This is a genomic window from Legionella worsleiensis (genome assembly GCF_001467535.1).
GTDB classification, from domain to species: Bacteria; Pseudomonadota; Gammaproteobacteria; order Legionellales; family Legionellaceae; genus Legionella; species Legionella worsleiensis.
Genome location: NZ_LNZC01000014.1, coordinates 1 through 15,292, shown reverse-complemented (window position 1 = coordinate 15,292; position 15,292 = coordinate 1). Strand labels below are relative to the sequence as shown.

Sequence of the window (15,292 nt, the reverse complement as noted above, 5' to 3'; positions counted from 1 at the left end):
AGTTATCAACTTGCATGCGCCTATTGCGATGACAGAAGGTTTACGTTTCGCAATTCGGGAAGGTGGCCGTACTGTAGGCGCCGGCGTGGTTGCTAAAATTATCGAGTAAGAAGTGTAAAAGTGTGTTGGCATGAATATCTAGAGTTCATGCCAACGAAGTTTAGGCCAGTAGCTCAATTGGCAGAGTGGCGGTCTCCAAAACCGCAGGTTGGGGGTTCGATTCCCTCCTGGCCTGCCAACTACCAAGCAAATATGAAAAGTTCAAACGAAAATCAAAGCAACATTAAAGATATACTATCTTGGTTAGCTGTAGTTCTTATAACTGCAGGCGCATTTTTTTGTACCTATTATTACACTTTTTCAGGGCCTATTCAGTCTATAGTCTGGCTTGGTTGGTTATTGATATCTCTTTTTCTGGGCTATCTAACTACAACCGGTAAGCGAGTTTTTGTATTCGCCCAGGAAGCTAAGGTTGAATTGCAAAAAGTAGTTTGGCCTACTCGTCATGAAACTGTACAAACCACAATTATAGTAATGGTCATGGTTACATTAACTGGATTCATCCTCTGGGGAGTTGATTCGTTAATGATGTGGGCTATAGCTAAAATAACACATTTAGGGTGACTATAGTGGATGAGCACAAAGTAAAGCAATGGTACGTCGTACATGCCTATTCAGGATATGAAAATTTTGTTATGCGAGAGATTACTTCAAGAGCATTGCATCATAATCTCCAAGATAAAATTGGAGAGGTTGTAGTTCCATCCGAAGAAGTAGTCGAGATGCGTTCTGGTCAAAAACGTAAAAGCACACGTAAATTCTTTCCTGGCTATGTACTGGTAAATATGGTTATGGATGATCAAACATGGCACATGGTTCGTGCAATCCCAAGAGTTCTTGGTTTTATAGGTGGTACAAGCCAAACTCCTACTCCAATATCAGATAAAGAAGCTCGTGCTATTATGCAGAGGGTTGAAGATGGTGTAACTAAGCCAAGACCTAAAATTCTCTTTGAACCTGGTGAAGTGATTAGGGTCAAAGAAGGTCCTTTTGTCGACTTTAATGGTGTTGTAGAAGAAGTTAATTACGAAAAGAACCGACTAAGGGTCGCTGTTCTGATATTTGGTCGTTCAACACCGGTAGAGCTAGAATTCAGTCAAGTTGAAAAAACTTAAAAATTAAATTTCGCTTCTTTAGGGTGTTTCATTACGCCATAAAGAAGATTAGTGATGTTTTGTATAAGATTTAAAAACCCGGGGAGCCGAATTAGATATCAGTTGTCTAGTACTTGGCGTATGACCCATAAGGAGTAAACATGGCAAAAAAAGTAGAAGCATATATCAAACTACAGATTCCAGCAGGTAAAGCGAATCCTAGTCCACCAGTTGGACCTGCACTTGGTCAACGTGGCGTCAACATCATGGAGTTCTGTAAAGCTTTCAATGCTGCAACACAGCAAATGGAACAAGGCCTACCTACACCAGTAGTTATCACTGTGTACAGTGATCGTAGTTTTACTTTCGTGACCAAAACACCTCCAGCTTCTGTCCTACTCAAAAAAGCAGCTGGTATTCAAAGTGGTAGTGGTACACCTAATACTAAGAAAGTAGCCAAGCTTCACGTCAGTAAACTTGAAGAGATAGCACAAACCAAGCAACCCGATTTGACGGCTGCTGATTTAAGTGCTGCAGTTCGAAGTATTGCTGGTACTGCGCGTAGCATGGGTATTGATGTTGAAGGTATGGAATAAGGGGTTACCATGGCAAAGTTAACAAAAAAACGTAAAAAAATTAATGAAGTCGTAAAAGCAAATCATCTGTATAACGTTACTGAAGCAGTTGTTGTTTTAAAACAATTGGCCTCAGCTAATTTTAAAGAAAATATAGATATTAGTGTTAATCTTGGTGTTGATCCACGTAAATCAGACCAAGTCGTTAGATCCTCTACCAATTTACCTAAAGGTACTGGTAAAACAGTACGAGTAGCTGTTTTTGCTCAAGGTGATAACGCTGCAAAAGCTAAAGCAGCTGGAGCAGATATAGTAGGTTTTGAAGATTTAGCGGAGCAGATTAAAGCAGGTTCTATGGATTTCGATGTTGTTATCGCAACACCAGATGCAATGCGTATTGTTGGTCAACTAGGTCAAGTACTTGGCCCACGAGGGCTGATGCCTAATCCAAAAGTAGGTACTGTTACTACTAACGTTGAAGCAGCTGTAAATGATGCAAAATCAGGTCAGGTAAGATACCGAACTGACAAAAATGGTATTATTCATTGCTCTGTTGGAAAAGTAGATTTCGCTCCTGAAGACATATTAGAAAACATCGTTGCTTTAATCAGCGATTTGAAAAAGGCGAAACCTGTTTCATCTAAAGGTCAGTATTTGAGAAAAATTTCACTATCTTCCACAATGGGCCCTGGTTTACCTATTGATGTTTCATCAATACCTGTGTAAGATATCAACCCATTTTAAGAATTCACGGCATAGACTAGGTTCCATGCCGTCGAAGACCGCAGGTGCTTACGCTTAATTTCCTGCGCAGACGGTGAACCGGCTCCTTATAAAGAGACGGGCCACCATAACTGTCAAATCCTCTGGATTTGTACACATTAGGAGGTCAGTAACGTGACATTAAATTTAGCTGCAAAAAAAGCCGTTGTTGAAGAAGTGACTGCAGTCGCGTCTAAGGCTATTTCAGCAGTGGTTGCTGATTATCGAGGTTTAACTGTTAATCAAATGACGCATTTACGTAGTGAAGCGCGTAAATCTGGTGTTTATCTTCGTGTTGTACGAAATACTTTAACAAGAAGAGCATTTAAAAACACTGAATTTGAGTGCTTGAACGACCTTTTAGTAGGTCCGTTATTTATTGCACTGTCTTTGGATGCCCCAAGTGACGCTGCAAGACTACTTAAAGAGTTTTCAAAGACATTTGATAAGCTTGAGATTAAAGCATTGTCAGTAGGTGGCAAAGTATATGGTGCTAATCAGATTGACGCCGTTGCAAGTCTGCCGACCCGTGATGAAGCTATAGCCAAGTTGATGTATGTCATGAAGGCGCCAATTGAGAAATTTGTTCGTACTCTTGCTGAACCTCATGCAAAATTGGTGAGAACTATAGCAGCAGTTAAAGATCAAAAAGCAGGATAACCCCGCTTAATCATTAATTTATTTTAACTAGGAGCTAGTAATGGCTGTGTCAAAAAATGATATTTTAGAAACAATTTCCAACATGTCTGTAATGGAAGTTGTAGAGTTAATCGAAGCAATGGAAGAGAAATTCGGTGTATCTGCTGCCGCTGCTGCTGTAGCTGTTGCTGCACCTGCTGCTGCCGCTGCTGCTGCTGAAGAGCAAACAGAATTCAACGTAATTATGACAAACTTTGGCGCAAACAAAGTTGGCGTAATTAAAGTTATTCGTGGATTAACTGGTCTTGGTTTGAAAGAAGCTAAAGATTTGGTAGAAGGTGCTCCTTCAACAGTTAAAGAAGGCGTATCTAAAGACGAAGCTGCTGCAATCAAGAAAGAGCTTGAAGAAGCTGGTGCTACAGTTGAAGTCAAATAATTAAAAATTTAAGTTTATTTAGGAACCCAGCCATGTTTTCATGGCTGGGTTTACGTGTTTCAAGTCATCAATAATTTACAGAGGAATCACCATGGCCGTTGCAGAAGCTAAACCTCAATATTCACATGCTGAGAAGAAACGATTTCGCAAAAGCTTTGGTAAGCAGACCGATATAATGGCAATACCAAATCTGCTTGAAATTCAATTAAAATCCTATAGAGATTTTCTCCAAACTGATTGTAAATTGAGTGAGCATCTTAATACTGGATTACATGCTGCATTCTCTTCTGTCTTTCCTATAGAAAGTTTCTCAGGTAATGCACGACTAGAATATGTGGGATACAAACTGGGTGAACCCGCATTTGATGTAAGAGAATGTAAATTAAGAGGTTTAACGTATTCGGCGCCATTAAGGGTTAAAATAAGACTTGTAGTTCTTGATAAAGATGCAAGCGATGATCCTAAACCAGTAAAAGACATTAGAGAACAAGACGTGTTTATGGGTGAAATCCCTCTGATGACCGATGTAGGTACCTTCGTTGTCAACGGTACTGAGCGGGTCGTTGTTTCTCAGCTACACCGTTCACCAGGTGTCATATTTGAACATGATAAAGGTAAAACCCATTCATCAGGTAAGCTGCTCTATTCCGCAAGAATTATTCCTTACCGTGGTTCATGGTTAGATTTCGAATTTGACCCTAAAGATTGTGTTTACGTCCGAATAGACCGAAGAAGAAAGCTACCCGTTAGTATTCTTTTGCGAGCTTTAGGATATGAGGCTGAAGATATATTGGCGGAGTTCTTTGAAACGACAAAATGTCACCTTAAAAATGGTGAATATCATATTGATCTCATTCCACAACGTCTAAGAGGTGAAATCGCATCCTTTGACATTTTAGTACCTGAAACAGGGGAATTAATTGTTGAACAAGGGCGTAGAATTACTGCACGACACATTAAGCAAATGGAAAAATACCAAATGCAGGATTTGGTCGTACCAAGAGATTATTTGATAGGTAAAACTCTTGCTAAAAACGTAGTCGATACATTAACTGGTGAAATTATCGCAAATGCTAATGATGAGTTAACTGAAGAGTTGCTTGATACGATGGCTAATAGCGGTATTTTGCATATCGATATGATTTATACCAATGATTTGGATCATGGTTCTTATATATCAGATACTTTAAAAATTGATACAACATCATCTCAATTGGAAGCGCTGGTTGAAATTTATCGTATGATGCGCCCAGGTGAGCCACCAACTAAAGAAGCTGCGGAAGCATTGTTTAAAAATTTATTCTTTGTTGATGAGCGTTATGACCTATCTGCTGTTGGTCGTATGAAATTCAATCGTAGAGTTGGCAGAAAAAATGATGATGGTCCTGGTACACTGACCAAAGAAGACATTATGGCTGTTATCAAAACATTGATTGACATCCGAAATGGTATTGGAATGGTTGACGATATAGACCATTTAGGAAACAGAAGAGTACGAAGTGTTGGCGAGATGGCAGAAAACCAGTTCAGAGTTGGTTTAGTTCGAGTTGAACGTGCTGTTAAAGAACGCTTGAGTCTTGTTGAGTCTGAAAACTTGATGCCACAGGATCTCATTAATGCCAAACCTGTTTCGGCTGCAGTTAAAGAGTTTTTTGGTTCCAGTCAGTTATCCCAGTTTATGGATCAGGTTAATCCATTATCCGGTGTAACTCATAAACGACGTGTTTCTGCATTAGGCCCAGGCGGTCTGACTCGTGAGCGAGCAGGGTTTGAGGTTCGTGACGTTCACACAACACACTACGGTCGTGTATGTCCAATTGAAACTCCCGAAGGTCCAAATATTGGACTTATTAATTCATTGTCTGTCTATGCAAGAACAAACGACTATGGATTTATTGAAACTCCATGCCGTAAAGTAATCAACGGTCGTGTTACAGATGAGATAGAATATTTATCTGCGATTGAAGAAGTTGATCAATACATCGCTCAGTCAAATGTTGAATTGGATGAACAGGGTAACATTCTCGCTGACCTCGTACCATGTCGTCATCAAAATGAATTTTCACTGACCACTCCAGATAAGATAAACTATATGGATGTTTCTCCAAAGCAGATTGTATCTGTTGCGGCGTCATTAATTCCGTTTCTTGAGCATGATGATGCGAACCGTGCATTAATGGGTTCAAACATGCAACGACAAGCGGTACCTACTTTACGTTCAGAAAAACCACTTGTTGGAACTGGAATGGAGCGTATTGTAGCATCAGACTCAGGTGTTTCTGTTGTTGCGAAACGTGGTGGAGTTATCGATTTGGTAGATGCCTCACGTATTGTGGTACGTGTTAATGATGATGAAACTACAGCTGGTGAAACCGGTGTAGACATCTATAATCTTACCAAGTACTTTCGTTCGAATCAGGATACATGTATAAACCAAAGACCTATCGTATCGACAGGCGATGTCATTCAACGTGGTGACGTGCTGGCCGATGGACCATGTACCGATATGGGTGAACTTGCCCTGGGTCAAAACCTTCTGGTTGCTTTCATGCCTTGGAATGGATACAACTTTGAGGACTCCATTCTCATTTCAGAACGAATTGTTCAAGATGACAGATTTACGACTATTCACATTGAAGAGCTAACCTGCATTGCCCGTGATACGAAATTAGGTACAGAAGAAATCACTGCCGATATTCCTAATGTTGGTGAGTCTGCTCTTTCAAATCTTGACGAATCTGGTGTGGTATATATAGGTGCTGAAGTCAATGCCGGTGATATTTTGGTTGGAAAGGTAACTCCTAAAGGTGAAACTCAGCTTACTCCTGAGGAAAAATTATTAAGAGCTATATTCGGCGAGAAAGCATCTGATGTTAAAGATTCATCTCTTCGAGTACCTTCTGGTATGAACGGTACCGTTATCGATGTGCAGGTATTCACACGTGATGGCCTTGAAAAAGATGCAAGGGCTAAGAGCATTGAGGAAGAGCATTTAGCACGAGTAAGAAAAGACTTGATTGATGAACGTCGTATACGAGAAGAAGATATTTATCACCGTGTCGCTAATTTGCTGCTCGATAAACAAGCAACAGGTGGTCCTGCAAACTTAAAACCAGGTTCTAAAATTAGTCAGGAATATCTGGATAATCTCAGTAGGGAAAAATGGTTTGATATCCGCCTGGATAACGATGTCATCAGCCAACAACTTGAGCAGTTATCAAAGCAGTTAGAATTACTCTCCAAAGAAATGGAAAAACGCTTTAATGATAGCCGTAAAAAGATAATTCAAGGCGATGATTTAGCTCCCGGTGTTTTAAAGATTGTTAAAGTATATCTTGCCGTTAAACGAAGAATACAGCCTGGTGATAAAATGGCTGGACGTCATGGAAACAAAGGGGTTATATCAATCGTTGTTCCCGTTGAGGATATGCCTCATATGGAAGACGGAACATCAGTAGATATTGTTCTGAATCCATTGGGTGTACCGTCCCGTATGAACATAGGACAAGTCTTGGAAACGCATCTTGGTCTTGCTGCTAAAGGTTTAGGACATAAAATAGCTCAGTTGTTAGACAGCAAGAAATCAGCTGATGATATAAGATCCTTCTTATTGCAGATATACAACCATGACGGTGTCCAACGAGTCAATCTTGATTGTCTCAATGATGAGGAACTGTTCAGGTTAGCAGAAAATTTACGTAATGGCGTACCTATGGCTACCCCTGTGTTTGACGGAGCTTCCGAGGCCGAGATTAAGAGCATGCTGCAATTGGCTGGTTTATCGCCTGACGGTAAAACAACATTGATAGACGGTAGAACTGGTAACAAGTTTGATAATCCAGTTACTGTTGGATACATGTATATGCTAAAACTGAATCACTTGGTTGATGACAAAATGCATGCGCGTTCTACAGGATCATATAGCCTGGTTACGCAACAACCACTTGGCGGTAAAGCGCAATTTGGTGGACAGCGTTTCGGGGAAATGGAAGTCTGGGCACTTGAAGCTTATGGTGCTGCATATACTCTGCAGGAAATGTTGACTGTCAAATCAGATGATGTTGGAGGTAGAACAAAGATCTACAAAAATATAGTCGATGGAGACCATCGTATGGACCCAGGTATGCCTGAATCCTTCAATGTATTATTGAAAGAAATAAGGGCACTGGGAATTGATATCGAACTAGATCACGATTAACTGTTCAGCGATACATACTGACTAACCCTATTTTTGGAGGCATAGATTTGGCTACTCTAAACAACGACCCGATGAGAAAAGCGCCTGTAATGAGCGATTTACTGGGTATTCTCAAACAGCAGGGGCAAAGTGAAGAATTTGATGCTATAAAAATTGCTTTAGCATCACCTGAATTAATTCGTTCATGGTCCTATGGTGAAGTAAAAAAACCTGAAACGATAAATTATCGTACTTTCAAACCAGAACGTGATGGCTTGTTTTGTGCCAAGACCTTCGGTCCGGTCAAAGATTACGAGTGTCTTTGTGGTAAATACAAACGCCTTAAACATCGTGGTGTTATTTGCGAGAAGTGTGGTGTTGAACTTGCATTGGCTAAAGTAAGGCGTGAGCGAATGGGCCATATCGAGCTTGCAAGTCCAGTTGCTCATATTTGGTTCTTAAAATCACTTCCATCACGAATAGGTCTATTACTAGACATGACACTAAGAGATATAGAACGTGTTTTATATTTTGAAGCGTTTGTCGTTGTTGATCCTGGCATGACTGAGTTAGAAAAGGGCCAACTTCTTAATGATGAAGTGTATCTTGACGCAATGGAACAGTATGGCGATGAATTTGATGCTCGTATGGGCGCAGAAGCTATTCGTGACTTGTTACGTCAAATTGATCTTGAGGAAGAAATCAAAAATTTACGTGAGGAATTACCTACTACTAATTCTGAAACGAAAATTAAGAAGATTACAAAAAGATTAAAATTGCTTGAAGCGTTTTACGAGTCTGGTAATAAACCTGAATGGATGATCATGGACGTCCTGCCTGTATTGCCTCCAGATCTACGGCCTTTGGTTCCTTTAGATGGTGGGCGATTTGCCACATCTGATCTGAACGATTTATATCGTCGGGTTATAAACCGAAACAATCGTCTGAAGCGTCTTCTTGATTTAAATGCTCCAGATATTATTGTTAGAAATGAAAAACGCATGTTACAGGAATCTGTTGATGCTCTCTTGGATAACGGCAGAAGAGGCAGGGCAATAACAGGAACTAATAAGAGACCGCTTAAATCTTTGGCTGATATGATCAAGGGTAAACAAGGTCGATTCCGACAAAACCTATTGGGTAAGCGAGTAGATTATTCAGGTCGTTCAGTTATTGTTGTAGGGCCTACTTTGAAACTGCATCAATGCGGTTTACCGAAAAAAATGGCTTTGGAGTTATTTAAGCCGTTTATTTTCTCGAAATTAGAGTTTAGAGGTCTTGCAACTACAATTAAAGCCGCTAAAAAAATGGTTGAGCGAGAAGAGTCCGTAGTATGGGATATACTTGACGACGTAATCAGAGAGCATCCTATTCTTCTAAACAGAGCACCCACTCTTCACCGACTTGGTATTCAGGCTTTCGAACCAGTACTTATTGAAGGTAAAGCAATTCAGCTTCATCCCCTGGTTTGTACAGCGTATAACGCAGACTTTGACGGCGATCAGATGGCTGTTCATGTGCCCTTGACACTTGAGGCACAACTCGAAGCTCGATCTTTGATGATGTCTACCAACAATATTTTGTCTCCCGCCAGTGGTGAGCCCATTATTGTTCCGAGTCAGGACGTCGTATTAGGTTTGTATTATCTGACCCGTGAAAAAGTAAATGCTCTTGGTGAAGGAAAAATTTACGCCAGCGCCCAGGAAGCACAAAATTTCTTTGAATCCGGTCATTTGGATATTCATGCCAAAATTAAAATTCGTATGCCTAAGGAAGAAGAAGGATCAACAGGTTACAATCTTGTTGAAACGACAGTAGGTCGTGCAATCCTTGCTGAAATCCTGCCAAAAGGTATGCCTTTTGCCCAAATTAACCGTACCATGACTAAGAAAGTAATTTCCAAGGTCATTGACAGTTGTTATAGAAATTACGGTTTGAAAGAAACAGTAATTTTTGCTGATCAACTTATGTATACCGGTTTTAAATATGCAACACGTTCAGGTATTTCTATCGGTATTGAAGATATGGAAATACCTGAAGATAAAGCCAGTATCATTGAACATGCTGATAATGAAGTTCGTGAAATCGAATCTCAGTTCCGTTCAGGTCTGGTTACAAATGGTGAGCGTTATAACAAGGTTATCGATATCTGGTCCCGTACAAACGAGTTAGTTGCTAAATCAATGATGAGCAGAATTGCTACAGAAGAAGTAGTAAATGCTAAAGGCGATAAGGTACGACAAGAATCCTTTAACCCAATTTTCATGATGGCAGACTCTGGTGCACGGGGATCTGCAGCGCAGATAAGACAGCTTGCAGGAATGAGGGGATTGATGGCGGCGCCTGATGGCTCGATTATTGAAACGCCAATTACTGCAAACTTCAGAGAAGGTTTGAATGTATTCCAGTACTTTATTTCTACTCACGGAGCACGAAAAGGATTGGCAGATACTGCACTTAAAACTGCAAACTCAGGTTACCTGACCAGAAGACTGGTGGATGTTGCTCAGGATGTTGTTATCACAGAAGACGATTGCGGTGTAGATACCGGTATATTAATGCAACCGTTAATTGAGGGTGGTGATATTGTTGAACCACTACACGAAAGAGTCTTGGGTCGTGTTGTAGCCGCAGATGTTTACATTCCAAATCAAAGTGAGCCTGTAGTTAAAGCTGGCACACTACTGGACGAGGATTGGGTCGAGCGTCTTGAAAAACAAGGTGTAGACCAGATTATGGTTCGTTCACCTATAACCTGCCAGACTCGCTTTGGTTTGTGCGCTAAATGTTATGGAAGAGACTTGGCTCGAGGTCATTTGGTTAATACTGGAGAGGCTGTAGGGATTATCGCTGCACAATCAATCGGTGAGCCCGGTACTCAGTTAACTATGCGTACCTTCCACATTGGAGGAGCCGCATCAAGGGCGACTGCTGCTAATAACATTCAGATTAAAACAAAGGGTCTCATCCGATTACACAATATTAAAACTGTAACTCACGAGAACAAAAACCTTGTTGCCGTTTCACGATCTGGTGAGGTGACTATTGTTGATGAATTCGGTAGGGAAAGAGAGCGATACAAATTACCTTATGGTGCGGTCATTTCGGTGCAAGATAATTCACCAGTAGAGGCCGGTCAAGTGATTGCTACCTGGGATCCTCATACACACCCCGTTATCTCTGAAGTTACAGGTAACCTTAAGTTCGTTGATTTGATTGATGGTATTACCATGAACAGACAAACCGATGAACTTACTGGTTTGAGTAATATCGTCATCATAGACGCAAAACAAAGAAGTGCTGCAGGTCGTGATTTAAGGCCTATGGTGAAATTGGTAACCAGTGAGGGTGAAGACATATTCCTGGCTGGAACAAATGTCCCTGCGCAGTATTATTTGCCTGTTGATGCGATTGTTAACTTTGAAGATGGTGGCCATGTAGGTATTGGAGACGTTATTGCACGGATACCGCAAGAGCGTTCAAAGACTCGAGACATTACAGGGGGTCTACCACGCGTTGCTGACTTGTTTGAAGCACGTAAACCCAAAGATTCTGCGGTAATGGCAGAAGTTTCAGGTCTTGTTAATTTTGGTAAGGAAACCAAAGGAAAACGAAGATTGATTATTAACGTTTCTGAGGATCAATGCCATGAGGAATTGATACCTAAGTGGCGTCATATTTCAGTATTCGAAGGTGAACATGTTGAGCGTGGAGAGTTAATTGCTGAAGGAGCATTAAATCCTCATGACATTTTACGTTTACTTGGTGTAGGTGCATTGGCAAACTACATTGTTAATGAAGTACAAGATGTATATCGCTTGCAAGGTGTAAAAATCAACGATAAACACATTGAAACGATTGTAAGACAAATGTTACGTAAACGCGTTATTACTTTTGCCGGTGATTCAAAATTCCTGGTGGGAGAACAAATAGAAGAAAGTGTCATGCTTCAAGAGAATGACAAGCTTATTGCTGAAGGAAAGCAAATCGCCAGAGGTACTCCAATTTTATTGGGTATTACCAAGGCATCTTTGGCAACAGAGTCCTTTATTTCTGCTGCATCGTTCCAGGAAACAACGAGAGTTTTGACTGAAGCAGCTGTAAGTGGAAAAATTGACGATTTACGTGGCTTAAAAGAAAACGTGATGGTTGGTCGCTTAATTCCAGCAGGAACAGGGTACACTTATCATCAAAGCCGAAAGGCAAAAAGAGCAAGGGCTGCAGCAGGTGGTGAGCATTCAACACACACTGTAACTGCAAGTGATGTTGAACATGCGTTAAGTGAAGCATTAAACGCAGATAATCATGATCACTAGTCTGGATTCAAAATTGGCAGATTTAAACTTGACAAATCTGCCGGTTCTTTATAGAATCCGGCCTCCTTATGCATTCGAAATATTCACAAGAGACAGATCGGAGTTAAGTACAAATGGCTACTATTAATCAGTTAGTAAGAAAGCCTCGTGTGGACGTAAAGAAAAAAAGTAACGTACCTGCACTAGAGTCATGTCCACAAAGACGCGGAGTTTGTACTCGCGTTTATACTACTACACCAAAAAAACCAAACTCAGCTATGCGTAAGGTTGCTCGTGTACGTTTAACTAATGGATTTGAAGTTTCATCATACATTGGTGGTGAAGGTCATAACTTACAAGAACACTCTGTTGTTCTAATTAGAGGTGGTCGTGTTAAAGACTTACCTGGTGTGCGATATCACACAGTGAGAGGTAGTTTAGATACATCAGGTGTTAACGATCGAAAACAAGGTCGTTCCAAGTATGGTACAAAAAAACCAAAAGATAAAAAATAACTGATTGTAGGAAATTGAGATGCCAAGAAGACGAGAAGTACCGAAACGTGAGATTTTGCCAGATCCTAAACACCATAGTGAGCTGCTAGCAAAATTTATCAACGTATTAATGGTCAGTGGTAAAAAATCCACTGCTGAAAAAATTATTTACGGCGCATTAACAGTTCTGGATGAGCGTGTTAAGAAATCAAAAAAATCCGAAGAAGAAACCAATGAATCAACTTCAGGTTCCGTTCTTCGCTATTTCGAAGATGCTCTTAATAACGTACGCCCCAGCGTAGAAGTAAGATCACGACGTGTCGGAGGCGCAACATATCAGGTGCCTGTTGAAGTAAGACATGACCGAAGCATTGCCCTGGGTATGCGTTGGATTGTACAGGCTGCACGTTCACGTGGCGAAAAGGGTATGATGCTTCGCTTAGCCGGTGAATTAATGGACGCCTACGAGAGTAAGGGTTCAGCGGTAAAAAAACGTGAAGATACACATAAAATGGCAAAAGCCAACCAGGCATTTGCACATTTTAGATGGAACTAGGAGAGAGGTAAGCCGTGTCAACTCCATTGAAACTGTATCGGAACATAGGTATTGCCGCACACGTTGATGCTGGAAAAACCACAACTACTGAGCGCATACTGTATTATACAGGCATGTCTCACAAGATTGGTGAAGTACATGACGGTGCTGCGACTATGGATTGGATGGTACAGGAGCAAGAACGCGGAATTACAATTACCTCAGCAGCGACTACATGTTACTGGCCGGGTATGGATAAGCAGTTTGAAGCACACCGCATCAATATTATCGATACTCCCGGACACGTTGATTTTATGATTGAGGTTGAACGCTCCTTACGGGTATTGGATGGTGCAATAGTCGTGTTTGATTCCGTATCCGGAGTCGAGCCTCAGTCAGAAACTGTTTGGCGTCAGGCAAACAAATACGGTGTTCCCAGAATTGTTTTTGTTAACAAAATGGACAGAATTGGGGCAAATTTTCACCGAGTCGTTGCACAAATAAAACAACGTTTGGGATCTAATCCCGTTGTGGTTCAACTACCTATAGGTTCTGAAGAAGAATTCAAAGGGGTCATAGACATCATCAAAATGAAAGCAATTCATTGGGATGAAGAAAACAAAGGAATGACCTTTAAATATATGGATATTCCTGCAGAGCTTAAAGCTGAATGCGAAGAGTATAGAGCGCTTATTATAGAAGCCGCAGCTGAAACAAACGAAGAGCTGATGACTAAATATCTCGAAGGCGAAGCGTTTTCAGAGTTGGAAATTAAAACTGCTTTACGAGAACTTACAGTAACTAACAAAATTGTACCAGTATTTTGTGGCTCAGCCTTCAAAAATAAGGGTGTACAGGCTGTTCTTGATGGCGTGATTGAATATTTGCCTTCGCCTACTGATATTCCTGACATTCAGGGTACAGATGAGCATGGGAACGAAACGCATAGACAAACAAGTAATGATGCTCCCTTCTCGGCTTTGGCATTTAAGATTGCAACAGATCCTTTTGTTGGTACTTTAACTTATTTTAGGGCCTATTCCGGCGTTTTAAAATGTGGCGATACTGTATACAACTCAGTAAAAGGAAAAAAAGAACGTATCGGTCGTTTATTACAAATGCATGCTAACTCTAGGGAAGAAATCAAAGAGGTTAGAGCAGGTGATATCGCTGCTGCTGTTGGTTTAAAAACCGTTACTACAGGTGATACTTTGTGTGATCAGGATCACATAGTCATTCTCGAACGAATGGATTTTCCTGATCCGGTAATTGCAGTTGCAGTTGAACCAAGAACTAAAGCAGATCAGGAAAAAATGGGTATCGCTTTAGGTAAATTAGCACAAGAAGATCCTTCATTCAGGGTGCATACCGATGAAGAATCGGGTCAAACAATAATAGAAGGTATGGGTGAACTTCACCTTGAAATTATTGTTGATCGTATGAAGAGAGAATTTAATGTTGAAGCAAATGTAGGAAAGCCGCAGGTTGCCTACAGGGAAACATTAAAGCAAACAGTAGAGCAAGAAGGTAAGTTTGTAAGACAATCAGGTGGACGAGGACAGTATGGTCATGTCTGGTTGAAAATTGAACCTCAAGAACCTGGTTCAGGTTATGAGTTTGTAAATGCTATCGTAGGTGGTGTAATTCCTAAAGAATTTATCCCCGCAGTAGATAAAGGGGTTCAGGAACAATTACAAAATGGTGTTATTGCTGGTTATCCAGTAGTTGATGTAAAAGTAACTCTATTTGATGGATCATTCCATGAAGTAGATTCCAGTGAAATGGCGTTCAAAATTGCTGGATCTCAGTGCTTCAAGCAAGGTGCTTTAAGAGCCAAGCCAGTTTTGCTTGAGCCAATTATGGCTGTAGAAGTTGTTACTCCTGAAGACTATATGGGCGATGTGATGGGAGACTTAAACAGACGTCGTGGGTTAGTACAGGGAATGGAAGACTCTCCAGCAGGAAAAATTGTAAGAGCAGAAGTTCCACTTGCAGAGATGTTTGGTTATTCAACCGATTTACGTTCTGCTACTCAGGGAAGAGCAACGTATACGATGGAATTTTCTAAGTATGCTGAGGCACCAAACAATATTGCTGAAGCAATTATCAAGAAACAATAAAAAGTTAATGAGGTTATAGAAATGGCGAAGGAAAAATTTGAGCGTAAAAAACCGCACGTAAATGTGGGGACAATTGGTCACGTAGATCATGGTAAAACAACTTTG

The 15,292-nt window shown here is 40.7% G+C and carries 13 protein-coding genes and 1 tRNA gene; all 14 read left to right on the top strand.

The genetic code is table 11. The features are described from left to right. A partial coding sequence (locus Lwor_RS13490; protein WP_157063135.1) for an EF-Tu C-terminal domain-related protein occupies nucleotides 1-109 on the top strand: 109 nt, incomplete at its 5' end. A 53-nt stretch (nucleotides 110-162) separates the two neighbouring features. Beyond that, nucleotides 163-238: transfer RNA gene (locus Lwor_RS08135), tRNA-Trp, on the top strand. Between the two features lie 14 nt (nucleotides 239-252). Continuing rightward, a complete protein-coding gene (secE, locus tag Lwor_RS08130; protein WP_058493397.1) occupies nucleotides 253-624 on the top strand; it encodes a preprotein translocase subunit SecE in 372 nt (123 codons plus the stop codon). A gap of 2 nt (nucleotides 625-626) precedes the next feature. Next, a complete protein-coding gene (gene nusG, locus Lwor_RS08125) occupies nucleotides 627-1,175 on the top strand; it encodes a transcription termination/antitermination protein NusG (RefSeq protein WP_058473110.1) in 549 nt (182 codons plus the stop codon). A 140-nt stretch (nucleotides 1,176-1,315) separates the two neighbouring features. Next, the gene (gene rplK / locus Lwor_RS08120; protein ID WP_058493394.1) at nucleotides 1,316-1,750 is read left to right on the top strand and encodes a 50S ribosomal protein L11; all 435 of its coding nucleotides are present in this window, start codon (nucleotides 1,316-1,318) and stop codon (nucleotides 1,748-1,750) included. A 9-nt stretch (nucleotides 1,751-1,759) separates the two neighbouring features. Further along, nucleotides 1,760-2,455, top strand: coding sequence for a 50S ribosomal protein L1 (gene rplA / locus Lwor_RS08115; protein ID WP_058493393.1), 696 nt, complete (start codon nucleotides 1,760-1,762; stop codon nucleotides 2,453-2,455). 171 nt (nucleotides 2,456-2,626) lie between these two features. Continuing rightward, nucleotides 2,627-3,151, top strand: a complete 525-nt coding sequence (gene rplJ / locus Lwor_RS08110) for a 50S ribosomal protein L10 (RefSeq protein ID WP_058493392.1) — start codon at nucleotides 2,627-2,629, stop codon at nucleotides 3,149-3,151. Nucleotides 3,152-3,191: 40 nt separating this feature from the next. Further along, nucleotides 3,192-3,566, top strand: coding sequence for a 50S ribosomal protein L7/L12 (gene rplL, locus Lwor_RS08105; RefSeq protein WP_058493391.1), 375 nt, complete (start codon nucleotides 3,192-3,194; stop codon nucleotides 3,564-3,566). A gap of 91 nt (nucleotides 3,567-3,657) precedes the next feature. Then, the gene (gene rpoB / locus Lwor_RS08100) at nucleotides 3,658-7,764 is read left to right on the top strand and encodes a DNA-directed RNA polymerase subunit beta (RefSeq protein WP_058493390.1); all 4,107 of its coding nucleotides are present in this window, start codon (nucleotides 3,658-3,660) and stop codon (nucleotides 7,762-7,764) included. 89 nt (nucleotides 7,765-7,853) lie between these two features. Further along, on the top strand, nucleotides 7,854-12,059 hold the full coding sequence (rpoC, locus tag Lwor_RS08095; protein ID WP_058493396.1) for a DNA-directed RNA polymerase subunit beta': 4,206 nt from the start codon (nucleotides 7,854-7,856) through the stop codon (nucleotides 12,057-12,059). Nucleotides 12,060-12,172: 113 nt separating this feature from the next. After that, a complete protein-coding gene (rpsL, locus tag Lwor_RS08090) occupies nucleotides 12,173-12,553 on the top strand; it encodes a 30S ribosomal protein S12 (RefSeq protein ID WP_010654837.1) in 381 nt (126 codons plus the stop codon). 19 nt (nucleotides 12,554-12,572) lie between these two features. Next, nucleotides 12,573-13,088: a 30S ribosomal protein S7 gene (rpsG, locus tag Lwor_RS08085; RefSeq protein WP_058493389.1), complete on the top strand. Its 516-nt coding sequence runs from the start codon at nucleotides 12,573-12,575 to the stop codon at nucleotides 13,086-13,088. Between the two features lie 14 nt (nucleotides 13,089-13,102). Then, nucleotides 13,103-15,187 (top strand): elongation factor G, encoded by a 2,085-nt coding sequence (gene fusA, locus Lwor_RS08080; protein ID WP_058493388.1) that lies wholly within the window; start codon nucleotides 13,103-13,105, stop codon nucleotides 15,185-15,187. Between the two features lie 21 nt (nucleotides 15,188-15,208). Beyond that, on the top strand, nucleotides 15,209-15,292 hold an 84-nt coding region (locus Lwor_RS13485; protein WP_080443379.1), incomplete at its 3' end, for a GTP-binding protein.